Raw genomic sequence first — 23,053 nt, forward strand, 5'->3', positions numbered from 1 at the left:
AAATATGTTTTTTTTGAGTAAATATGCGATTTATCCGCTTGTACAAAAGAAAAAAATGGTTTATCATATGGTGAATCAAGAGGCAGAAGAAAGGAGTTATCGGATATGAAATCAATTAAAGTAAAGATATTAGGACCGGTTGCGGTGCTTGCCGTACTGGTTCTGGTTACAAGTGCGTTCAGTATTTTAGGTGCAGGCAACATTGAAAAAAAGGGGCGTGTTATTTCTGACGAGTATCTGGCGACAATACAGGATGTATCTGCAATGTCGAAAAATACACAGACACTGATGCGTTTATCGTATAATTATATTCTGGCACAGGGCGATGCAGCAGAGAAAAAGGTGGAAACTTCCATCAGCCAGACTAAGCAGACACTGGAAAATCAGATGGCAGATTTTTCAAATAATCTGACACCGGAAGAAACAGAAGCATTCCAGAAGTTCCAGAGTGATTATCAGGCATACCTTTCCAAGTATAATGCTATGGTAAAATATGTACAGACCAACCAGAATGAAAATGCTTCAATTGTTGCCAACAACGATCTGGTTGAAATGAGCAGCCAGATTGAAACAGATTTGGAAAATATGATTGAACTTGAATCATCACTGGCAGATCAGGCAGTCGCAAATATGGAGAGTGCCTATGCGTCATCAATGGGTGTTGGCATTGTATGTCTGCTGTTAGGCATTGTTGCACTTGTCGCAGCCATAATCATTTCAAACCGCATGGTTGTAAAACCAGTTGTTGCAGCCAATAAAAAGCTGGGAGAAATCGTATCGCTGATCGAAGAGCACAAGGGTGATTTAACAATGCGTGTGGAATCCGGTTATCAGGATGAAATTGGTGCGCTTGCAGATGGGATTAATCTGTTTCTGGATAAGTTACAGAGTACGATGGGTGTGATTGTAAGCGGTACACAGAATCTGACCCGGGTTGTCAATATGGTTACGGAAAATGTGTCGGCGTCAAATGACAATGCACAGGATGTTTCCTCAGCAATGGAAGAACTGTCTGCAACGATGCAGGAGATTGCCGCAACGGTACAGACAGTGACGGAAAATACAGAGTCTATCAGCGGTGAAGTAAATGATATTGCAGACAGAACCGGGCAGATGAATACATACTCTAAAGAAATGCAGGAGCGTGCAGATACGCTTGCAAAGAATGCTAATGAAAATAAAGTACAGACTGATGCAATGGTTGGAAATATCGTCGGTACATTAAAGCAGGCGATAGAAGAAAGCCGCAGTGTAGAAAAGGTCAATGAACTGACAGGTGAGATTTTAAATATTTCAAGCCAGACCAATCTGCTTGCATTAAATGCATCGATTGAAGCTGCAAGGGCAGGCGATGCCGGAAAAGGCTTTGCGGTAGTTGCGGATGAAATTCGTCAATTGGCAGATTCAAGCCGGGATACGGCAAATAATATCCAGGCAATTAATGAACATGTTACAAAGGCGGTTCATGCATTAATCGATAATTCAAATGCGATGATAGCATTTATAGAAGAAACGGTGCTGCCGGATTACGGTACATATGCGGATTCCGGAGAACAGTACAATGAAGATGCAAGCTATGTCAGTGAAGTGATGAATGAATTTACGGAAAAGACAGAAAACTTAAAGAATATTATGAATAATGTCGTAGAGTCCATTGAGGGTATTGCAAAAGCAGTAGAAGAAAGTGCCAATGCGGTTACAAGCTCCGCGATGAGTACCGGTTCACTGGTAGAAGATATGCACACCATCAATGAACAGATGGGCAGCAGTAAGGAAACCGTGGAAAGCTTAAAGGCAGAAGCGGATGTTTTTAAAAAGTTTTAAATTGACTTCTTGTCAGACAATGTTATAATAAAGTTAATATTTTCCGGGGAGCAAAAGGACCGCGGCGAAAGCCGCGGTACTGCTGAGAGGGAATCGTATCCGACCCGTTACCTGATGTGGATAATGCCACCGTAGGGAGTTCTTTTTTAATGACAGAATACCGTATCTTTTAAGATGGAGGATATGCTGTCGGAAAATAGCGCATTCTTTAGGACTATCAGGAAATTTCGGAAAAAAGTTCCCTATTTTTACATAATAGTAAAGTGAAATATTTAAATCATAATAATGATAATATGGATAAACCCGGCGATATATCTCCCACGGAAAAAATCAGCATGTACAAGGTACAGGAATGGAGGCTGTTGTGAGTTATACGACACAGATGGATGCTGCAAGACAGGGGATTGTCACCCCTGAAATGGAAATTGTTGCAGCAAAAGAAAATATGGGCGTTGAAAAATTAAGAGAACTGATTGCAAAGGGACAGGTGATTATTCCTGCCAATAAGAATCATCAGGCATTAAGCCCGAATGGTATCGGTTCTGCCTTAAAGACAAAGATTAATGTCAATCTGGGTACATCAAGGGACTGTGTAGACCTGGATATGGAAATGGAAAAGGTGAACGAAGCCGTAGCCATGGGCGCAGAGGCTATTATGGATTTAAGTTCTTTCGGCGATACACAGAAGTTCAGAAGAAAGCTGACCGCAGAGTGTCCAGCAACAATAGGAACAGTTCCTATTTATGATGCCGTGGTATATTACCACAAACCGTTAAAGGATATTACAACCGAAGAATGGCTTTCAATTGTTGAAATGCACGCAAAAGATGGTGTGGATTTCCTGACAATTCACTGCGGTATCAATAAGAGTACAGCAAAGCGTTTTAAGGATGCAAAGCGTCTTACCAACATTGTATCCAGAGGCGGTTCTATCATTTTTGCATGGATGGAAATGACAGGAAAAGAAAATCCATTTTATGAAAATTATGACTGGGTACTAGACATCTGCCGCAAGTATGATGTTACCATAAGTCTTGGTGATGCATGCAGACCGGGCTGTATCGAAGATGCTTCCGATATTTCACAGATTGAAGAGCTGGTAACACTTGGTGAACTGACAAAACGTGCATGGGAAAAGGATGTACAGGTTATGATTGAAGGACCGGGACATATGCCGCTGAACCAGATTCAGGCAAACATGGAAATCCAGAAGACCATCTGCAAGGGCGCGCCGTTTTACGTATTAGGCCCGCTTGTAACAGATATTGCACCTGGCTATGACCATATTACATCGGCTATCGGTGGTGCGGTTGCGGCAACTTACGGCGCATCCTTTTTATGCTATGTAACACCGGCAGAGCATTTGCGCTTACCGGACTTAAATGATGTAAAGGAAGGGATTATTGCTGCTAAAATCGCAGCCCATGCAGCCGATATTGCCAAAGGTATTCCGGGGGCATCCGACTGGGATAAAAAGATGAGTACGGCAAGAAAGAAGCTGGATTGGGAAGAAATGTTTGATCTGGCAATTGACCCTGAAAAAGCAAGAAGATACAGAGAATCCGCAAGACCGGAAAAGGAAGATACCTGCTCCATGTGCGGTAACTTCTGCGCCGTAAAGAACATGAATAGAATCTTAGACGGCGAAATTGTAAGCATTTTTGACGAATAAGATGAAAAAGCCAAAGTCAAGAAACTTTCCGGTCAAAGGAATTATTGTATAAAAAGAAACAGCCACAAGAAACCTACCGTCTGAGAGGTTTCAATACAGGAAAATAAGCCGAAGTTAAGTAACACGTTGAGGCGTTTTTCCTGTATTGAAACCACCTTCCGATAGTCGGGTTCAAGTGGCTGTTTTTTAAATTTACTGCATTTCAATTTCCTTGTCGCGGCTTTTTTTTAAAAGGCGGCTGTAGTCGGTGGCGTACACGAGGGTGTACATCACTGCCATTAAAATTGAAGCGCCGATAACATCTGTAATAGAGTGCTGTTTTAAAAGCACAGTTGACATGCAGATGGATGCACAAAGAATCAATGAAGCAATGTCAAATGTCTTATGCTTTTGAAACCATTCGTTCCGGTGCAGTGCGATGTGGACGGCAAGGGAGTTGTATACGTGGATACTTGGGAATACATTGGTCGGTGTATCACTGGTATAAATCGCATTCAGCAGCATGCCGAAAAAGTTGTCCGGTACGTCATCCGGGCGCAGTGTCAGACCGCTCGGATAAATCATGCAAATCAGTAAGGATACGGACATGCCGATTGTCAGACATAATGCGAAACGCAAAAATTCCGTATCGGATGCTTTAAACAGCATATAAATACAGGCACCGATGACATAGATAAACCACAGCATATACGGAATGATAAAATACACACAAAATGGAATTATGTCATCAATGGCATTGTTGATAATGTGCAGGTTCGGTGTTTCCATGGTAATCTTTTTTTCAAGGTAGAAAAACCACGGCAGGTATATAAAGATATAACAGCCGAAACACAGCCGCCAGTTTTTTTTCAAAAAATTCATAAGAATCCTCATTTCTGCGCACAAATCCTGCCATATAAAGAGGAGAGGTTTTTGTGCAGACAAAAAGCACATACCGGATCCTAAAACGGCAGAAAACGAAAACGTGTCAGGTGCGCATTGACACAGAATCGTATTTTACTCATCGTGTAGTATTATTTTAATCCATAGATTAATAAATTATACCATGTTGCAGGCAGTAAAACAATTGTAAAATACAAATCTTATCAAAACAAGCAGACAATTCTAAAAAAAATCTTAACAGAAATCTTTGCACGGGCGATTCACAGATTTGCAAATACCAATTTACAAATGCCATAAATATGTAATATAATAAAGTACATATGCCAGACTGTAAAAAAGCTGGCAGGATTGGAGAAATGATATGTTACAGATTCATCATCTGAAAAAATCCTATAATAAAAAAACAGAAGTACTTTCTGATATTGATTATACATTTGAAGAAGGAAAGGTGTATCCGGTCCTGGGTGGTATCGGTTCCGGCAGGACAACATTGTTTGACTGCCTGTCAGGGGATTTGCCGGTCGATGCGGGAGAAATTGCAACAAAGGAAAAGACAACCATTTTCCATGCAGCAAAACAGAGCATCCTGCCGATGTACATAACGGCATATGAATATATTCATTTTTTGTGTGATTTAAAAAATGTGCCCGTTCCGGCAGACGAATTTCTTGATAAAGTCGGAATGGAAGAAAATGCCAAGGATACGCTGATTTGTGAACTGAGTTTTGAAGATAAAAAACGTGTGCAGCTTGCCGCATTTTTAGTGCAGAAGCCCTATGTTATATTATTTGATGAGCCGTTTGACTATTGCAGTGAGAATTATATCCGTACCTTTTTGCAGGTATTGCAGACGGTAAAAGAAAACCATATTATATTAATATCCACGGGACTGCTTGAAATTGCCAAACAGATTTCAAATGAGATTCTGCTGCTGCATAACGGCAGATTTGAGGTTGTGCCGTCAGAAACCTTACAGGTACAGGAACTGCGCAGAGCGGTACTGGATATTATCGGGGAGGCAGATCATGGAAATCTTTAAAAAAATGTTTGCAGAAAAAATTTTGAGTTTTCACGAAGGCACGAACAGAAGTCTGGAAATTCTGACAAAAATGCCGCTGGTGGGAGAATATATCAGCAATCAGGTGATTCATAAGAGAAATTCAAAGATGCGCATGACCATTGGTGTCATGGCAGTGTTTGTGAGAATGATTGTGCAGTTTATTAAGAAATATTTATACGTGGCAGTTTTTATTTATTTGCCGTATCTGTTTATGGCACAGTTTAATCCATTAATCCGTGATCACAAAGAATCTGCGGTATTGTTTATGTTTTTTATGCTGTCTACGATTTGCGGAAGCCTTGCCAACAATACACTGCTTGCCATGGGTGACAGGGATTATCTGATGGTGCGCGTGGTGCTGGTAAGTCCATATATGAATTTCCTTGGCAGGCTGGCAGTTAAAATGGTCACAGATTTTGTGTATTTCACGATTATTTTAAATTTATTTGGTGTATCGTTTGTACACGGCCTGCTGTTAAGCCTTGTGACGATGTGTATCCGTCCGGCAGGTGAGATGATAGCGGTGCTTTGTTTTGACCAGATGCAGTCGATGTATAACAATAGAAATGCTTTTAACGGAACGGTGATTGCACTCAGTGTTTTTGTGGCATACGGTATGCCGCTGTTAAAGCGGCAGATCAGTTCAGACTGGCTGTTTTTCATTCATCCGGTTTTTGTAGTGGCAGCACTGTTTATCGGTGTGTTTTCAGTGTATTATTTATGGGATTATCCATCTTACAGAAAAATTATGCAGGAGGCGCTGCATATTAAAAGAGAAGTATAAGAAAGCCCGGACAAGCGGCAGAGATGGCGTGTATATTGTAAAAATTAAGAAATGTAACGGAGTGAATCAGTAATTAGGATAGGAGTGGACAGGATGAAAATAAAATTTAGTAAATCACCGGTAATGATGCTGGCAAAGCTTGCACTTGCGGGACTGTTGTGTCTTGTTATTGTGTTCATTGTTCATTCCAATTATAAGAGCAGGCAGGGAAGTCGGATTGAGTTAAAATCCCGTTATACATTTTCTGTTCGGATAGACAGTGACGGAAATGTACTGGATGAAGCGTATAATGAAGGTGAGAAAAGCGAATATCAGGAATTTGAAACGCCGCAGTTAAGTAAAATGGCAGACATCTGGCTGACACAGTTTACGGGACAGTTTACCCAGAAGTATCTGCCGTGGTCAAAGGCACTGCGAAAGGTTTCATGTAAGGATTCCAAAGTGCTTGACCGTGAAACCGGCACGGTGCTTATCAGCTTTTCGGCAGTTTTAAAGGATAGTACGTCGGAGTATTTCCAGTCGTGGGACGGTGTGCTTGACAACGGCAGAATGGAATTTGAATGGGTTGTGACATTTGCACTGGACAACCACTATGACGGTACGGCAACGATTTATGTGGAGAATATTGTGACACCGGAAGAATACGGTATTTCACAGTATAATGAAAGCTTAAAAGACAGCGTAACCGGCGGCTCGGAATCGGCAACGGCGGCTTCTTCCAATACGCTTACAAAGTATGAAATTAAAGAAAATACGTTACAGATTACATATGACGGTGGTGCAAAATATGTCAATGTTCCGGTAGACTGTACGAATCTGCCGCTTGTGGAAAATTCATCCACACAGCTTATGGATGGAAGCTGGCAGTTAGACACGAATAAAGCAGCGTTTCTTTACGGCGGCAAAAATGCAGAAAACGGTAGGGTACCCCTGACGTTGTTGTTTTCCAATGATAAAGGCAGTAACTGGGTTACGAGTGAAATTGATACGATTTATGATGCCAATTATTACTATGTAAAGTTTTTTGATGAAATGACAGGCGTAATCGTTATCGGTTACGGTAAGAATGGCAGTCAGCAGGCATCGCGTATTTATACAACAACAAACGGCGGTGAAAGCTGGATAATGATAGGCAGCGGACCGGCATTAAATGTATTAAAGGGCGTGGTCTTTGCAGATGCAGATACAGGATTTTTCTGCTATAACTATGTAGATGGCATGGACAGTAACCTGTATATGACAAAAGACCTCGGAAAGACGTTTTCAAAAGTGACACTGGACCCGCAGGAGTTAGACAGCACGGCGGCAAATGCGCAGACAACGGAAAGTGACAGCACGCAGCAGGAAACAAAAGCCGAGGAAGAAACAACGGCATCAAAGCTTTCGTGGAGTGACGTTTATAAAGAGGCACTGGTGCCGGTGGTAGATGATCAGGGCATGATTACCGTTTATCTGACACAGGGCAGCAACGGTGTGTATAACAGTGGTAAAACAGCGGCGAAATATCAGTCATCGGACGGCGGTGAAACATGGAAATATATCGGGCAACTGGAAATTACCTCTTGAAATAAAGGTTATAGTGTGATAAAATTTATTAAATTTGAGAAAAAAAGACATTTTTGTGTCTTTTTTTTTGCGCAAAAGTAGCAAAATTTAATAATACGAAAGGAAATTAGGTGGCATTCATGAAAGCATTTTTAATTCTTGAAGATGGAACAGTGTTTAATGGAACGAGTATTGGTTCTACCCGCGAAGTAATCAGCGAGATTGTCTTCAACACATCAATGACAGGATATCTGGAGGTACTGACAGACCCTTCTTATGCAGGACAGGCAGTAACCATGACATATCCTTTAATTGGAAACTATGGCGTATGTTATAAAGATATGGAGTCTTTAAAAGCATGGCCGGATGGATATATTGTCCGAGAACTTTCCAGAATGCCGAGTAACTTCCGATGTGAAGACCCTATCCAGAAATTCCTTGCAGACAATGATATACCGGGTATCAGTGGAATCGATACCAGAGCGCTGACAAAGATTTTGCGTGAAAAAGGTACAATGAACGGTATGATTACGACAAATGAGAATTATAATCTTGATGAAGTTCTGCCAAAGATTAAGGCATACTCTGTAAAGGGCGTCGTTGATAAAGTAACATGTAAAGAAAAGAAAGTCCTGCCGGGCAAGGGATATAAGGTTGCGCTGATGGATTTTGGTGCAAAGAACAATATCGCAAAGTCCTTAAATTCAAGAGGCTGCGAAGTTACAATTTATCCGGCACGTACAACGGCAGAGGAAATCTTAAGCACGAATCCGGATGGAATCATGCTTTCTAACGGCCCTGGCGATCCAAAGGAATGTGAATTTGAAATTGCGGAAATTAAAAAACTCTATGACAGCAATGTCCCGATTTTTGCAATCTGTCTGGGACATCAGCTGATGGCACTTGCAACAGGTGCAGATACGCATAAATTAAAATACGGACACAGAGGTGCAAATCATCCGGTAAAGGATTTACAGACAGGAAAGGTTTACATTTCTTCACAGAATCACGGTTATGTCGTAGATGAAACGACACTTAATCCGGCAGTCGCAAAACCGGCTTTTGAAAATGTCAACGATAAGACCAATGAAGGTCTTGAATATATCGGAAAGAATATTTTTACTGTACAGTTCCATCCGGAAGCATGTGCAGGACCACAGGATACAGCGTATCTTTTTGACAGATTTATTGAGATGATGAAGAAGGAGGACTAAAAAATGCCAAAGAATCCGAATATTAAAAAAGTATTGGTAATTGGTTCAGGACCGATTATTATTGGACAGGCAGCTGAATTTGACTACGCAGGTACACAGGCTTGCCGTTCTTTAAAAGAGGAAGGAATCGAGGTTGTTTTAGTAAACTCCAATCCGGCAACCATTATGACAGACAAGGATATTGCTGATGAAGTTTATATCGAACCACTGACTGTTAAAGCGTTAGAGCAGATTATTTTAAAGGAAAAGCCGGACAGCATTCTTCCGACACTGGGCGGACAGGCAGGATTAAATCTTGCCATGGAAATTGCTGAAACGGACTTTTTGGAAGAACACAATGTGAAGTTAATCGGTACAACAGCGCTGACAATTAAGAAAGCGGAAGATCGTTTAATGTTTAAGGAAACCATGGAAAAAATCGGTGAACCTTGTGCGGCTTCCTTAGTTGTTAATAATGTAGAAGACGGTGAAGCATTTGCAGCTAAAATCGGTTATCCGGTTGTACTGCGTCCGGCATATACACTGGGCGGCAGCGGCGGCGGTATCGCACACAACGTTATGGAATTAAGGGAAATCCTTGAAAACGGTTTAAGACTTTCACGTGTCGGTGAAGTTTTAGTAGAACGCTGCATCGCAGGCTGGAAGGAAATCGAATACGAAGTAATGCGCGATGGTAACGGCAACTGCATTACTGTATGTAACATGGAAAATATTGACCCTGTCGGCGTGCATACCGGTGATAGTATCGTAGTTGCACCGTCACAGACACTTTCCGACAAAGAATATCAGATGCTTCGTACATCTGCTTTAAATATTATTGACGAACTGGGTATTACAGGCGGCTGTAACGTACAGTATGCCTTAAATCCGGATAGCTTTGAATACTGTGTAATCGAAGTAAATCCGCGTGTAAGCCGTTCTTCAGCACTGGCTTCCAAGGCAACCGGTTATCCGATTGCAAAGGTAGCAGCTAAGATTGCATTAGGCTACACACTGGATGAAATTAAGAATGCCATTACAGGAAAGACTTATGCAAGCTTTGAGCCGGCACTGGATTACTGTGTTGTAAAGATGCCGCGTCTTCCGTTTGATAAATTTATCTCTGCAAAGAGAACACTGACAACTCAGATGAAGGCAACCGGTGAAGTTATGAGTATTGCCAATAACTTTGAAGGCGGTCTGATGAAGGCAATCCGTTCTCTGGAGCAGCACGTTGACAGCCTGATGTCGTATGACTTTACAAAGCTGACAGACGAAGAACTTTTAGAAGAGCTGGCTGTTGTTGATGACAGAAGAATCTGGAAGATTGCAGAAGGTTTAAGAAGACATATTCCGGCAGCCAAGATGCATGAGATTTCAAAGATTGACTTATGGTTTATTGATAAATTACAGATTATTGTCGATATGGAAAATGCTTTAAAGAGAGGTCCTTTAACAAAAGAACTGCTCACAGAAGCAAAGAGAATCGAATTCCCGGATAACGTTATCGGTGAACTGACAGGAAAGACAGAAGCAGAGGTTAAGGCACTGCGTGACGAATATGGAATTCATGCGGCATTTAAGATGGTTGATACCTGTGCGGCAGAATTTGCGGCAGAAACACCGTATTATTATTCAGTATTCGGCAGTGAAAATGAAGCGGTTGAAACAAAGGATAAGAAGAAGGTACTCGTATTAGGCTCTGGTCCAATCCGTATCGGTCAGGGTATTGAATTTGACTTCTGTTCTGTGCACTGTACATGGTCTTTCAAGAAGGAAGGCTATGAAACGATTATTGTAAACAACAACCCTGAAACAGTTTCAACGGACTTTGATATTGCCGATAAGCTGTATTTTGAACCGCTGACACCGGAAGATGTCCAAAATATTGTTGATTTTGAAAAGCCGGACGGCGCTGTTGTGCAGTTTGGCGGTCAGACAGCAATTAAGCTGACAGAAAGCCTGATGAAGATGGGTGTGCCGATTTTCGGTACAAAGGCTGAAGATGTCGATGCTGCGGAAGACAGAGAGTTATTCGACGAAATCTTAGAGCAGTGCGGTATTCCAAGAGCCAAGGGTCAGACCGTATTTACCGTAGAAGAAGCATTAAAGGCAGCCAATGAATTAGGCTATCCGGTACTTGTAAGACCTTCTTACGTGCTCGGCGGGCAGGGCATGCAGATTGCCGTATCCGATGAAGACGTTGTTGAATTTATGAATATCATCAACAGAATTAAGCAGGATCACCCGATTCTTGTTGATAAGTACCTTATGGGTAAGGAAATTGAAGTTGATGCGGTATGCGATGGTGAAAATATCCTGATTCCGGGTATTATGGAACATATCGAAAGAGCCGGTATTCACTCAGGTGACAGTATTTCCGTATATCCGGCGAAGTCACTGACACCTAGAATTACGGATATGATTGTTGATTATACAGAAAAGCTGGCACGTTCCCTGCATGTAAAGGGTATGATTAACATTCAGTTTATCGTATACAATGATCAGGTTTATGTCATTGAAGTCAATCCGCGTTCAAGCCGTACTGTACCGTATATCAGCAAGGTAACCGGTATTCCGATTGTACAGCTTGCAACAAAGGTTATTACAGGAAGTAAAATTACAGATTTAGGATATGAGCCGGGCTTACAGAAGAAGTCAGATTACTATGCAATCAAGATGCCGGTATTCTCCTTTGAAAAAATCAGAGGCGCAGATATCAGCCTCGGACCGGAAATGAAGTCTACAGGTGAGTGCCTTGGTATTTCAAAAGACTTTGATGAAGCATTGTATAAGGCATTCCAGGGTGCAGGAATCAATCTTCCGAAGCATAAGCAGATTATCATGACACTTTGCGATGCAGATAAGGAAGATGGTGTGGATATTGCACAACGTTTTGAAAAGCTGGGCTATAAGATTTACGCTTCCCGCGGTACAGCCAAAGTATTAAAGGAGCATGGTGTCAATGCAATTCAGGTCAACAAGATTGGTCAGGAAGCACCGACACTCTTAGATTTAATCTTAGAGCATAAGATTGACCTTGTGATCGATACACCGGAAAATGGTATCGAAAGAGCTGGCGACGGTTTCTTAATCAGACGTTATGCGATTGAAACAGGTGTACACTGCCTGACAAGCCTTGATACAGCGCACGCGCTGATTTCAAGCTTAGAGCATGCGTTTAACAATAAAGACCTTACAATTGTCGATATTGCAACGATTGATAACAGAAAGTAAGATACCAGGGGATAAAGGTCTTTCGCCCACATGAGCTTGCTCATAAGTGGGTGAAAAACCTTGAGACCCGCCCTCATATGAGCATAAAAGTGGGACGACAGTCCCACGATATGCGAATATGGAGGTGGATTGTGGGAGTGCGCAGCACGGAACAATCCGCAGGTATCGTAAGTTTGAGGGCAGTTGTCCCAACATCATAAAAAAAATACCCGGCAGAGGAGATTTTAAAAATTTCTTTTGCCGGGTGTTTTTATTTGCGCAGGATATACGTACAAGCAGTCATATGCGTGAAACAGCGTTGCATTTTCAAGGTGAATATGATACAATTTAAACAGTATTTTGTTCCTGTACAGATACAGGAAACGACATTTTGCAGGGAAGGAACAAGGACAATGGATGCAAGACGGGCACAGGATATATTAAGACATATTATTAATGATGAAGATTACGGCGCAGCGATGTTAGATAAGATTTCAGTTACTGAAAGCATTGAAGTGCTGACCAAGATGCTGCCGGATTGTGTGGAAACGGCACAGAATGATAACAATATCAATGATGCGGGATTTTTCAGCCAGATGATTCATAACTACTATCCGCTGATACTGGATAAAATTAAGAATGCAGAGCATTTATGGGTGGTTTACAGTGACAACACCGGCTATCCGTACATGATTGACGGTGATTTGTTCGTATTATATGATTATGCAAATCATGCAGAGTTTGAAAAGAAGCTGAATACAGCAGGGTATCAGGTGGCACTGGAAAGTGTGACACCGACAGATTTCAGAAATGAAGTGGCGCATATGTACCGCAACGGCTATGAAAAAATCCGCTTTACAGATGGAAAGGGCGAACCGTTTGTTGTTGCCAAGGAAGATTTATACAGCTTTGAGGATTTCTTCAATGAAGAATACATGACCAATCCGGGGCTGCAGCGTGCAATGATTGAATTTTTCCAGGAATTCCGTAAAAATACGGCAGCAGATGCAGGGCGTGAGGAGATTTTAAAGAAGCGTGAAGATGCGATGATCCGCACAATGGTACACGCAGAATATATGGTGCCTTGTATCAAAGAGGAAACAGAAGACATGGTTGAGATTTCACATCCGTTTATTGATTTGACAGACCGGATTCAGGATAAGGAAGAAGGCGAGCGTGTGATTGCCATTCCTGCATTCACGGACGGTTTTGAAATGGATAAGTGCTACGAAGGACATCATGAGAATATGCTTTATCAGTATGACGAACTGGTAAATCTCGTGGAAGAACTCGGCGCATCCGGTGTTATCATCAACTGTCTGGGTATCAGCTACTATATGAAGCTGGAACTGATGCACAAAATTAATATGTAAGATACCAGGGGATAAGAAAGCTGCCGCAGGCACATATTTCATTATAAATATGTGCCTGCGGCATTTTTTGTCTGACGGGGGATAAAACAGCCCTGTTTAACCGTCTTATTTTAAAAAGTCCTGACGCATCGGATTAAAGACATCGACCAGCTTGCCGTCTTCAAGGGCAGTAACACCGTGTTCAACGTTGGAAGGCATATAGACACTGTCGCCTTTTTTCACAACCTTGGTCTCACCGCCGATTGTAAATTCAAAGCTGCCTTCTGCCACGTAAGTAATCTGCAAATGTTCATGGTGGTGGAAATTTCCTTTAGAGCCTTTTTTAAATGTAATTTCACACATCATCAGTTCGTCGGAATAACATAAAATTTTTCTGGTAACACCCGGTTCGCAGTCGGTCGGTGTTACATCTGCATTAAAACGAAACATACTTATCTCCATTCTGAGAACGCAAATTTGTCAGTAATCTGCGGCGTTCACGGCACAAATTACTATTACTTCAATGTACTACAAAATAAGTGGTTTGACAAGAGGATTGCGGGGTTATTATAATAAATGGGAAACACAAAAAAGCGATGCTGGCAGGCATTAAAATGCCTGTGGAATGGAGAATAATATGTATAAATTGTATTATATATGGCTGGTGCCTGCGGTATTTTGTCTGGTTTATTATGTCTGCTGTGTGGCATATGCGGGCTTTGCATCATCTTTTATTACGATATGGCCGGTAACGGCAGTCTTTTTTGCAGGGATTTTTGCGGTGCGTTATGCACAGAATAAAGGTATACTCATACTTCCAATGTGGATAAATGTGCTGTCTGCGGCAGGTTTATTAATACTTATCAGCTCATTTTGTCTGGTTCAGGCATTAATAACCGTGCAGATGAAGCAGAAACCGGAACCAGACTGTGAATATCTGCTGATTTTAGGCTGCCGCGTGCGGGGACTCGAAATTACAAAATCACTCCGTTACAGACTTGATGCGGCACTGGCATATCTGGAACAGAATGAAAAACATAGCAAAGATAATACCCAAAACAAAACGATACGTATTATCGTATCGGGCGGTCAGGGACCGGGAGAGGATATATCCGAAGCACAGGCGATGAAAGACTATCTGTGCGCACATGGCATAGAAGCTTCACGGATTTTTATGGAAGCTCAGTCCACGGATACGGAAAAAAACATTGCCTATTCGGCACGTTTTATTCCGGATAAAAATGCGAAAATCGGGGTGGTTTCCAATGACTTTCATCTGTTCCGTGCCGGAATGCTTGTCCGTGCGAAGGGTTTTCACAATGTCAGCACGATTGCGGCGCGGTCAGATGAAGTATTGTTTTTAAATTACAGAGTACGCGAATATTTCGGTGTATTAAAAGATTTATTTGGTGTAAAATTCTTTCACTTTATCGGAGAATAACAGACCCTTTGTGTAGCCGTCATGGTATAAGGCTTTGATTTTCTCCTTGTCTTTTTCCAGACGTGAAAAGCCGTCGGTGTTATCCGGACGGATTACAATGACCTTCTTTTCCTTTTCAAGCTGTTCGAGCTTCTTTAAAGAACGGTTGTAGCAGTCAGCACGGGAAAGGAGGTCTTTTCCGAGTTCCGGATACTTCCAGAAAGCATGCGCCAGAGCCTTTGTGGTGGCGCCGGTTTTCTTTTTGTATCCCTTCTGGCGGGTTAAGACGACAACAACGCGGTCACAGCCGTCTGCGAAAGCCCGCTCATACGGAATCGAATCGCTCAATCCGCCGTCTAAGTACGGAGTATCATTTAAGTAAATATATGGGAAAAGGGCAGGGAGCGCACACGTTGCCTGAAGCAGCTTGTTGGTGCGGTCCTCGGTTGTATAGCGCATATATTCCGGTTTTCCGGTTAAAACATTGGTAACGACTGCGTAAAATTCGCCGTCCCACGCATTAAAGGTATCGTAGTCAAACGGAACCAGTTTATTCGGAATCGTGTCATAGGCAAATTCCAGTCCATAGACACTTCGGTTTGTCTTATCGGTCATATTGTGCATACTCATGTAGCGTTTATCGTCACGGTAATCTAAAAGAATCTGTAAATTTCTTCTTTTTTGTCTGGAAGCGTAGGAAACACCGTAGGCTGCACCGGCAGATACACCAATCATATAATCCGGCATAATATCCCGATCTAAAAATGCATCCATAACACCGCAGGAAAAAATTGTGCGGAATGCGCCGCCCTCAAATACAATTCCAGTTTTCATAATTGTCCTCATTTCTAAATGAATTTATTGTAATGTTTTTTGCCATCAAGCTGTAATTCCTGAAATTACAGTAACATTTTAGTACATTTGATGTGAAATTTCCATATGAAAATACAGATAAATATGATATGATGATGTAAAAGTTGAAAGAATGAGGAAACTATGACACAGGAGATAAGGACACGCCTGCTTTTGATGGCAGATGCACAGTACGGGAGTTTTTCCAAAAGTCTGATTCCCGAATGTAAGCCGCTGTTAGGTGTGCGGCTTCCGGCACTTAGAAAAATGGCGCAGGAATTTGTAAAAAATAAAGAATGGAAAGAACTCGTACAAACAGACGGCGCAGACGATGTTTATTTTGAAGAAGCCATGCTGCGCGGTATGCTGATCGGTTACGGTACGGCAAAAGAGCAGGACAATGAAGAAGCAATGCGGATGTTTGATAAATTTGTGCCGTTTGTTGATAACTGGTCGGTGTGCGACAGCTTTTGTAACAGCATGACAATTGTTTCGGCATACCGGGAAGAATGGTGGGAACATTTACAATCCTTTTTAGCTTCCCAAAAAGAATTTGAAGTGCGCCTGTCTTTGGTCTTATTGCTGTCGCAGTTTTTAAAATGGGACGATGCGGGCAGAAAAATCCCCCGCAGGCGCGTGATTACAGAGGCGGATATTATGCAGAATATTGCATGGAAATCAAAAAAACAGGCACAGAATGACAGCCCGGAGGATTCAGGCAATCCATATCTGGAAAAAATTTTTTCAGTGCTTGACAGACCGTTTACACAGGGGTATTATGCACAAATGGCGGCGGCGTGGCTGACGGCGGAATGTTTTGTCATGTTTCCGGCACAGACCATGCGGTTTCTTATAAAATCCGGCATGGATGATTTTACATATAATAAGGCACTGTCTAAAATATGTGAATCCAGAAATCCGGCGCCGGAAGTAAAGGCACGGATAAAGAGCATGAAAAGATGATGTAAAAAGGAAATGGAGAAAAAGATGAGGACATCAACGACAAAAACAAAAGATATGGTAACAACGGCAATGTTTGTGGCAATTATTCTTGCAATGTCGTTTGTGCCGTATTTAGGCTATATCCCGCTGGGATTTATGAATGCAACAATTATTCACGTTCCGGTTATTATCGGAGCGATACTGTTAGGACCAGCGCGCGGTGCATTTTTAGGCGGTATTTTCGGACTAACCAGCATGATTAACAACACATTTAACCCGAACCTGACTTCTTTCGTATTTTCACCGTTTTACAGCCTTGGAAATGTGCATGGAAATTTTAAGAGTCTGATGATCTGCTTTGTGCCGAGAATTCTGATTGGCGTTGTGGCATATTATGTATATACAGGGATTGTAAAGCTTGTAAAGAAGAAGAAAAACGACGGAAAAGGCAGTGCTGCTGCACTGGCGGCAGCCGGTGCGGCAGGAGCGCTTACGAATACACTGCTTGTTATGAACGGCATTTACTTTTTGTTTGGAAGCAGTTATGCCAATGCAAAGGGAATTGCGACAGATGCCCTGTACGGTGTGATTCTTGGTGTGATCGGAACACAGGGCGTACCGGAAGCGATTGTGGCGGCGGTGCTGACTGCGGCAATCGGAAAAGCACTGCTTCATATCAGACGGTAATAGAAATGTTGATATTTTAAGAAATAAAACAAAAGGAAAAGAAAATGAAAAGACAAAATCAAAAAGGCATGATTCTTGCGATTGATATGGGGAATACTAATATTGTAATCGGCTGTGTAGATGATGAAAAGATTTATTTTGAAGAACGGCTCTGTACGGATTATTCAAAGACGGAATTAGAATATGCAATCGGTTTTAAGACCGTTTTGGAGTTATATAATATTGAAAGTGAACAGATTCACGGTGCAATCATTTCATCGGTCGTACCGCAGCTTGTAAACGTTATCAAGTCGGCAGTTGAAAAAATCATCGGCATTACGCCGCTAATTGTAGGACCGGGTGTGAAGACGGGATTGAATCTGTTAATGGATCAGCCAAAGCAGGTCGGTACGGATATGGTTGTAGATGCAGTTGCGGCTATTCACGAATATGGTGCACCGGTGCTGATTATTGATGTGGGAACGGCAACGACCATCAGTGCGGTTGACGACAAGAAAAATTATGTGGGAGGTGCGATTCTTCCGGGTATCCGCGTATCGGTGGATTCACTGGTATCCCGGACAGCACAGCTTCCGCGAATCAGTCTGGAAGCTCCAAAATCCGTGATTGGAAAGAATACGATTGCGTGTATGCAGAGCGGTGCAGTTTACGGGAATGCAAGCTGTATCGACGGCATGGTTGACAGAATCCGTGAAGAACTGTGCAAAATGACGGGTGCAGAACAGGAACAGGTCAAAGTCATTGCAACCGGCGGACTGGCAAGGGTGATCGTGCCATACTGCCACAATGAAATTATATTAGATGATAAACTGCTTTTAAAAGGTTTAAAAATCATTTACGATAAAAATGTGGAATAGGAGAGGACTATGTTAAAAGGGAAAAACGTACTGCTTGGCGTAACCGGCAGTATTGCAGCGTATAAAATTGCGACACTTGCCAGCAGCTTAAAAAAGCTGGAATGTAATGTAGATGTCATGATGACACAGAATGCGACCAATTTTATCAATCCGATTACATTTGAATCTTTAACCGGTAATAAATGTGTTGTCGATACATTTGACAGAAATTTCCAGTTTCAGGTAGAGCATGTATCCCTTGCAAAAAAGGCGGATATTGTGATGATTGCACCGGCGAGTGCCAACGTGATTGGCAAGCTGGCATCGGGAATTGCAGATGATATGCTGACAACGACATTTATGGCGTGTACATGCAAAAAAATTGTCGTTCCGGCAATGAATACCAACATGTATTACAATCCGATTCTACAGGATAATATTGCAAAGTTAAAAAGGTTTGGCATCGAAGTGTTAGAACCGGCAAGCGGGTATCTTGCGTGCGGTGATACAGGTGCGGGAAAAATGCCGGAGCCGTCTGAACTGCTTGAATACATTTTACGCGATATTGCCCTGACAAAGGATATGAAAGGATACCGCGTGTGCATTACCGCAGGTCCGACACAGGAAGCGATTGACCCGGTGCGCTACATTTCCAACCATTCAACAGGAAAAATGGGATATGCGCTGGCGAAAAATGCGATGCTGCGCGGGGCAGAGGTGACACTGATTGCAGGTCCGACCAACCTTCCTGACGTGCCGTTTGTTAAAATGGTGCATATTACATCGGCACAGGATATGTATGAAGCGGTTACAGAGGCGGCAAAGGAATCAGACATTATTGTAAAAGCGGCAGCAGTTGCGGATTACAGGCCGGCATCAGTCAGTGATGAAAAAATCAAGAAAAGCGACGGAGAGATGAGCATTGCCTTGGAGCGGACAAAGGATATTATCGGAACGCTCGGAGCGATGGAAAACAAACCGTTTTTGTGCGGATTTTCAATGGAAACACAGAATGTACTGGAAAATTCCAGAAAGAAGCTGGAAAAGAAAAATCTGGATATGGTGATTGCCAACAATCTGAAAGTAGACGGTGCAGGATTTGGAACGGATACAAACGTGATTACGATGATTACAAAGACGGATTGTACGGAATTTCCGAAAATGAGTAAATTTGAAGTGGCAGGCTGTATTTTTGATGCGATTATAAAGAATATGAAAGCACGGAGAACAGACGAAAAATAAAATATCAGGAAAAGAGGAATTTATGAGCAAAAAAGCAAAATTACTTACAGGGATGTTATCAGTGGCGGCAGTGCTGCTGGTTGCATTTGCCTATTATTATGTGGTGCTTCCGCCAATCAATATCCATGCACCGGGCTTCTGGATATTTGTCATTGTGCTGGCGGCGGTATTTACGGGTGTTGTCGGGCTTTGCAGTATGACAATGACAGAATACTACAAGGAATGGGCAGGCAGACAGTGGAAGCAGTCAAAGCCTGAATTTAAGAGCAAAAAGGCAGAACGTTTTTTCTATTTATGTGCGGTACTTACAGCGGCACTGGTTGTTATTTTTCTAATAGGCGGACTGCTGTCATCTGAAATTGTCAATGCTTCGGCTTACCAGAAACTGTTAAATGTGGAAACCAGAAGCTTTACCGATGATATTCATGAGGTGTCCTATGACCAGATTCCGGTGCTGGATAAAGATTCGGCAACGACCATAGGCAACCGTGTTATGGGAACAATGGTGGATATGGTTTCCCAGTTTGAAGTCAGCGATATGTATACACAGATTAACTATCAGAATAAGCCGGTGCGTGTGACACCGCTTCAGTACGGCAGCCTGATTAAATGGTTTACCAATCACAGTGATGGAATTCCTGCGTATATCCGTATTGATATGACGACACAGGAAGCGGAGTGCGTGCGTCTGGAGCAGAAAATCCGTTATTCGATGAGCGACCATTTTGGCAGAAACATTTACAGACATCTGAGGTTTGCGTATCCGACCTATATGTTTGATGACATCAGCTTTGAAATTGATGAGAGCGGTACACCTTATTGGATTTGTCCGGTGAAAAAATATAATATCGGACTGTTTGGCGGTGTGACGATTGGCAGGGTGGTGCTTTGTAATGCAGTCACCGGGGAAATGACGGATTATGCCGTGGAAGATGTTCCGCAGTGGGTAGACCGTGTGTATTCGGCAGATATGCTTATTTCGCTGTATGATTACCACGGTACGTTAAAGCACGGTTATTTTAACAGTGTGTTAAGCCAGAAGGATTGTCTGGTAACGACAGACGGCTATAATTATATTGCACTGGACGATGATGTGTGGGTGTATACAGGAATTACCTCAGTCGGACAGGATAAATCCAATGTGGGCTTTGTGCTGATGAACCAGCGGACAATGGAAACGCGCTATTATGTGATTTCCGGTGCAGAGGAAAATTCGGCGATGTCTTCGGCAGAGGGAAAGGTCCAGCATTTAGGATACAAGGCGACATTTCCACTGCTTATTAATGTGGGCGGACAGCCGACATATTTTATGGCATTAAAGGACAGCTCGGGACTGGTAAAATCTTATGCCATGCTTAATATTGAAAAATATCAGACGGTGGCAATCGGCGATTCAGTCAATGAGTGTGAGAAAAATTACCGTCAGCTGATGGTAGACAGCGGCATTGTAGATGAAGCTGAATCAGAAATGAAAAAGGAAAGCAGGCAGATAACCGGTAGAATCGATAAAATGGTGCAGACGGTATTGGACGGCAATTCGCATTTTTATATACTCTTAGAGGGTCAGTCGCGTATCTTTGATGTGCCGTTATCGGATAATGCGGATATTGTACGGTACAATACAGGCGATACTGTTACATTTTCATATCATGAAAACGAGTCATTAAATGAAGTGACGAAGGTGGAAGCCGCACAGCAGACCGTGCAGTAAAGAGGAAAAATCAAAAAAATAGTGGAAAAGTGTCTTTTGTATACAGGAGAGTGTGTATAAAAGGCACTTTTTTAAAACAACTTAGAATTAAGGAGTAGTATATAAAGAATAAATAACACATATTTTAAATAATTAAACAAAATTTATAATAATAATTGCAATCTGAATAGAATTGTGATATTCTTCTAATAGAATATATTCTAAAAATAAAACCGCAAACAACGGTTGATTTCTAAAACTTGAAATTTTGATTAAGGTTTTATCTGCGTTTTAGGGATGAAATTTTGATTAGAACGGATAGTTTATCCCAAGTAGTATTTTCTATTGACATTTTTATGGGTTCATCTGTTTAATATCCCTTAAAATCCAAAAAGATTTAGAAAATTCATGAAAATCCTTGCCGGCAGTTCAAGTAGTCTATTATAATAAAAGAAAGGAAGAAAGCATGGTAAATACACCTTACGATGATGTGTTCCGTACCCTGTTAACGGATTGTACGGCACTGATTATACCGGTTGTAAATGAACTGTTTCACACAAGTTACACCGGAAAAGAAACAATACATCTGCTTCAAAACGAGCACTTTATAAAGCTGCCGGACGGCAGTGAACAGGAGCGCATTACGGATTCCAGCTTTGAAATCCTCGGTAGAGAAAGAAAGCGTTATCATGTTGAGTGCCAGAGCACGGAAGACGGAAGCATGATAGTACGTATGTTTGAGTATGATACACAGCTTGCACTGGAAAACAGAGAAGTTACAGCGGGTGCACTGGTAGTTCATTTTCCTGATTCCGCAATCGTAGCCCTGCGCCATACGAAAAATACGCCGGAGGTGATGACGGTAATGATACGCACACCGGGCGGGGAAGTATCGTATGCTGTTCCGGTATTAAAAGTCAGACAGTATACAGTAGAAGAAATCTTTGAGAAAAAGCTGTACTTTCTGATACCGTTTCATATTTTTGTTTATGAAAAGAGTTTTAAAGAACTGGAAGAAAACAGCGAAAAATTAGCGAAGCTGGAAGAGGAATATACAGCAATAGTAAACCGTCTGGAAGAAGACCGTAAGAACGGTGATTTAAACGAATACGAAAAGGTTACAATTCTTGAAATGTCAGATACAGTAATAAAACATCTGGCGGCAAAATATGAAAAGGTCAGGAAAGGAGTTGGAGAGAGTATGGGTGGAAAAGTATTAGAGTATGAAGCAAAGGATATATTAAACCGCGGTCGTGCCGAAGGATATCTGGAGGGAGAAGCCTGTGGACGCCGCGAGGGGCGTGATGAAGGACGTGCCGAAGGCGAAATCACTGGAATGAAAAAAGCCAAAATACAGTTAGCCGCAAAATTATTGCAGGCAGGGAACAGCGTTGCATATGTGGCAGACCTGACGGAACTGCCGGAAGAAACGGTGCAAAAGTTGTCGCAGGCAGTCGAGCGTGAAGATGAATAGGAAAAATAAAGCATTTTATCAAAGTAACAGGCGGCTTATCTGAAACAAAAAAGCCGCCCAACTCTTAAATCTCTATTTTCCTAGTATCAAAGTAGGGATTTTGCAAAAACAGTCTGGAAAAATCTCATTTTAAACAATAAAATTTATCAATAAGACTTTTTTGTTGCACTTGCGCAACAAATTGGGAAAGCAGGAAATCAAAGGGATTGTTAAAGAAAACAGGTAAAAAATACCGTTGTTTGTTGCAGGTTTGCAACAAAAATGTCTGCTTGCCAAAAACAAATGTCTGTGGTACACTGCCACTGCAAACGAAAGATAGGCTTTGAAGCCTATTTTTTTAAGTGCCACGGTTAGATAAGACTAATGGAAGTTACCAAAACGA

The 23,053-nt window shown here is 41.9% G+C and carries 18 protein-coding genes and 1 riboswitch; of the genes, 15 read left to right on the forward strand and 3 right to left on the reverse strand.

The genetic code is table 11. The features are described 5' to 3' along the window. Positions 1-105: 105 nt before the first annotated feature. Together LI288_RS00565 and thiC are read left to right on the forward strand one after the other, a co-directional pair. Positions 106-1,824 (forward strand): methyl-accepting chemotaxis protein, encoded by a 1,719-nt coding sequence (locus tag LI288_RS00565; protein ID WP_227089097.1) that lies wholly within the window; start codon positions 106-108, stop codon positions 1,822-1,824. A 34-nt stretch (positions 1,825-1,858) separates the two neighbouring features. Next, a riboswitch (TPP riboswitch) is annotated at positions 1,859-1,979 on the forward strand. 197 nt (positions 1,980-2,176) lie between these two features. Next, entirely contained in the window at positions 2,177-3,496 is a 1,320-nt protein-coding gene (gene thiC / locus LI288_RS00570) for a phosphomethylpyrimidine synthase ThiC (protein ID WP_227089098.1), read from the forward strand. A 192-nt stretch (positions 3,497-3,688) separates the two neighbouring features. Here the strand turns inward: thiC and LI288_RS00575 are convergent, their stop codons facing one another. Continuing rightward, positions 3,689-4,357, reverse strand: a complete 669-nt coding sequence (locus tag LI288_RS00575; protein ID WP_227089099.1) for a phosphatase PAP2 family protein — start codon at positions 4,355-4,357, stop codon at positions 3,689-3,691. Between the two features lie 382 nt (positions 4,358-4,739). On the opposite strand from LI288_RS00575, the gene LI288_RS00580 reads away from it, so the two are divergent. The 6 genes from LI288_RS00580 (at position 4,740) to LI288_RS00605 (ending at position 13,549) form a co-directional block, all read left to right on the forward strand. Then, the gene (locus tag LI288_RS00580; protein ID WP_227089100.1) at positions 4,740-5,417 is read left to right on the forward strand and encodes an ATP-binding cassette domain-containing protein; all 678 of its coding nucleotides are present in this window, start codon (positions 4,740-4,742) and stop codon (positions 5,415-5,417) included. Then, positions 5,404-6,222, forward strand: coding sequence for a hypothetical protein (locus LI288_RS00585; protein ID WP_227089101.1), 819 nt, complete (start codon positions 5,404-5,406; stop codon positions 6,220-6,222). The genes LI288_RS00580 and LI288_RS00585 overlap by 14 nt, the downstream gene beginning before the upstream one ends. A gap of 93 nt (positions 6,223-6,315) precedes the next feature. Next, complete coding sequence (locus LI288_RS00590; protein WP_022432998.1) at positions 6,316-7,788, forward strand: WD40/YVTN/BNR-like repeat-containing protein; 1,473 nt, start codon at positions 6,316-6,318, stop codon at positions 7,786-7,788. A 119-nt stretch (positions 7,789-7,907) separates the two neighbouring features. Next, the gene (locus tag LI288_RS00595) at positions 7,908-8,981 is read left to right on the forward strand and encodes a carbamoyl phosphate synthase small subunit (protein ID WP_022432997.1); all 1,074 of its coding nucleotides are present in this window, start codon (positions 7,908-7,910) and stop codon (positions 8,979-8,981) included. A gap of 3 nt (positions 8,982-8,984) precedes the next feature. Then, entirely contained in the window at positions 8,985-12,197 is a 3,213-nt protein-coding gene (carB, locus tag LI288_RS00600; RefSeq protein ID WP_022432996.1) for a carbamoyl-phosphate synthase large subunit, read from the forward strand. Positions 12,198-12,514: 317 nt separating this feature from the next. Then, positions 12,515-13,549, forward strand: coding sequence for an SseB family protein (locus tag LI288_RS00605; protein WP_227089102.1), 1,035 nt, complete (start codon positions 12,515-12,517; stop codon positions 13,547-13,549). Between the two features lie 105 nt (positions 13,550-13,654). Here LI288_RS00605 and LI288_RS00610 read toward each other — a convergent pair whose 3' ends face one another. Further along, positions 13,655-13,978, reverse strand: a complete 324-nt coding sequence (locus tag LI288_RS00610) for a cupin domain-containing protein (protein ID WP_022432994.1) — start codon at positions 13,976-13,978, stop codon at positions 13,655-13,657. A gap of 187 nt (positions 13,979-14,165) precedes the next feature. Between LI288_RS00610 and LI288_RS00615 the strand changes: the two genes are divergently transcribed. After that, a complete protein-coding gene (locus tag LI288_RS00615; protein WP_022432993.1) occupies positions 14,166-14,969 on the forward strand; it encodes a YdcF family protein in 804 nt (267 codons plus the stop codon). Here LI288_RS00615 and LI288_RS00620 read toward each other — a convergent pair. Further along, positions 14,931-15,782 carry a patatin-like phospholipase family protein gene (locus tag LI288_RS00620; protein ID WP_227089103.1) on the reverse strand — a complete coding sequence of 284 codons (852 nt, stop codon included), beginning with the start codon at positions 15,780-15,782 and terminating at the stop codon, positions 14,931-14,933. The two genes, LI288_RS00615 and LI288_RS00620, sit on opposite strands and share 39 nt — an antisense overlap. A gap of 162 nt (positions 15,783-15,944) precedes the next feature. Between LI288_RS00620 and LI288_RS00625 the strand changes: the two genes are divergently transcribed. From LI288_RS00625 to LI288_RS00650, 6 genes are all read left to right on the forward strand, one after another. Then, entirely contained in the window at positions 15,945-16,763 is an 819-nt protein-coding gene (locus LI288_RS00625) for a DNA alkylation repair protein (RefSeq protein WP_227089104.1), read from the forward strand. Positions 16,764-16,775: 12 nt separating this feature from the next. After that, entirely contained in the window at positions 16,776-17,429 is a 654-nt protein-coding gene (locus LI288_RS00630; RefSeq protein ID WP_440311439.1) for an ECF transporter S component, read from the forward strand. Between the two features lie 68 nt (positions 17,430-17,497). Continuing rightward, positions 17,498-18,286: a type III pantothenate kinase gene (locus LI288_RS00635; protein WP_227089428.1), complete on the forward strand. Its 789-nt coding sequence runs from the start codon at positions 17,498-17,500 to the stop codon at positions 18,284-18,286. 9 nt (positions 18,287-18,295) lie between these two features. After that, positions 18,296-19,507, forward strand: a complete 1,212-nt coding sequence (gene coaBC, locus LI288_RS00640; protein ID WP_227089106.1) for a bifunctional phosphopantothenoylcysteine decarboxylase/phosphopantothenate--cysteine ligase CoaBC — start codon at positions 18,296-18,298, stop codon at positions 19,505-19,507. 22 nt (positions 19,508-19,529) lie between these two features. Continuing rightward, complete coding sequence (locus tag LI288_RS00645) at positions 19,530-21,218, forward strand: CvpA family protein (protein ID WP_227089107.1); 1,689 nt, start codon at positions 19,530-19,532, stop codon at positions 21,216-21,218. A 445-nt stretch (positions 21,219-21,663) separates the two neighbouring features. Continuing rightward, a complete protein-coding gene (locus tag LI288_RS00650) occupies positions 21,664-22,671 on the forward strand; it encodes a hypothetical protein (protein WP_227089108.1) in 1,008 nt (335 codons plus the stop codon). Positions 22,672-23,053: the final 382 nt, after the last annotated feature.

This window comes from Lachnospira pectinoschiza (assembly GCF_020564355.1).
Taxonomy (GTDB): Bacteria; Bacillota; Clostridia; order Lachnospirales; family Lachnospiraceae; genus Lachnospira; species Lachnospira intestinalis.

Bases quoted from the DNA above. Each gene is read 5' to 3' on its own strand.
- LI288_RS00565 (WP_227089097.1), top strand. From the start codon at position 106: ATGAAATCAATTAAAGTAAAGATATTAGGACCGGTTGCGGTGCTTGCC.
- thiC (WP_227089098.1), top strand. From the start codon at position 2,177: ATGGAGGCTGTTGTGAGTTATACGACACAGATGGATGCTGCAAGACAG.
- LI288_RS00575 (WP_227089099.1), bottom strand. From the start codon at position 4,357: ATGAATTTTTTGAAAAAAAACTGGCGGCTGTGTTTCGGCTGTTATATC.
- LI288_RS00580 (WP_227089100.1), top strand. From the start codon at position 4,740: ATGTTACAGATTCATCATCTGAAAAAATCCTATAATAAAAAAACAGAA.
- LI288_RS00585 (WP_227089101.1), top strand. From the start codon at position 5,404: ATGGAAATCTTTAAAAAAATGTTTGCAGAAAAAATTTTGAGTTTTCAC.
- LI288_RS00590 (WP_022432998.1), top strand. From the start codon at position 6,316: ATGAAAATAAAATTTAGTAAATCACCGGTAATGATGCTGGCAAAGCTT.
- LI288_RS00595 (WP_022432997.1), top strand. From the start codon at position 7,908: ATGAAAGCATTTTTAATTCTTGAAGATGGAACAGTGTTTAATGGAACG.
- carB (WP_022432996.1), top strand. From the start codon at position 8,985: ATGCCAAAGAATCCGAATATTAAAAAAGTATTGGTAATTGGTTCAGGA.
- LI288_RS00605 (WP_227089102.1), top strand. From the start codon at position 12,515: ATGATACAATTTAAACAGTATTTTGTTCCTGTACAGATACAGGAAACG.
- LI288_RS00610 (WP_022432994.1), bottom strand. From the start codon at position 13,978: ATGTTTCGTTTTAATGCAGATGTAACACCGACCGACTGCGAACCGGGT.
- LI288_RS00615 (WP_022432993.1), top strand. From the start codon at position 14,166: ATGTATAAATTGTATTATATATGGCTGGTGCCTGCGGTATTTTGTCTG.
- LI288_RS00620 (WP_227089103.1), bottom strand. From the start codon at position 15,782: ATGAAAACTGGAATTGTATTTGAGGGCGGCGCATTCCGCACAATTTTT.
- LI288_RS00625 (WP_227089104.1), top strand. From the start codon at position 15,945: ATGACACAGGAGATAAGGACACGCCTGCTTTTGATGGCAGATGCACAG.
- LI288_RS00630 (WP_440311439.1), top strand. From the start codon at position 16,776: ATGGAGAAAAAGATGAGGACATCAACGACAAAAACAAAAGATATGGTA.
- LI288_RS00635 (WP_227089428.1), top strand. From the start codon at position 17,498: ATGATTCTTGCGATTGATATGGGGAATACTAATATTGTAATCGGCTGT.
- coaBC (WP_227089106.1), top strand. From the start codon at position 18,296: ATGTTAAAAGGGAAAAACGTACTGCTTGGCGTAACCGGCAGTATTGCA.
- LI288_RS00645 (WP_227089107.1), top strand. From the start codon at position 19,530: ATGAGCAAAAAAGCAAAATTACTTACAGGGATGTTATCAGTGGCGGCA.
- LI288_RS00650 (WP_227089108.1), top strand. From the start codon at position 21,664: ATGGTAAATACACCTTACGATGATGTGTTCCGTACCCTGTTAACGGAT.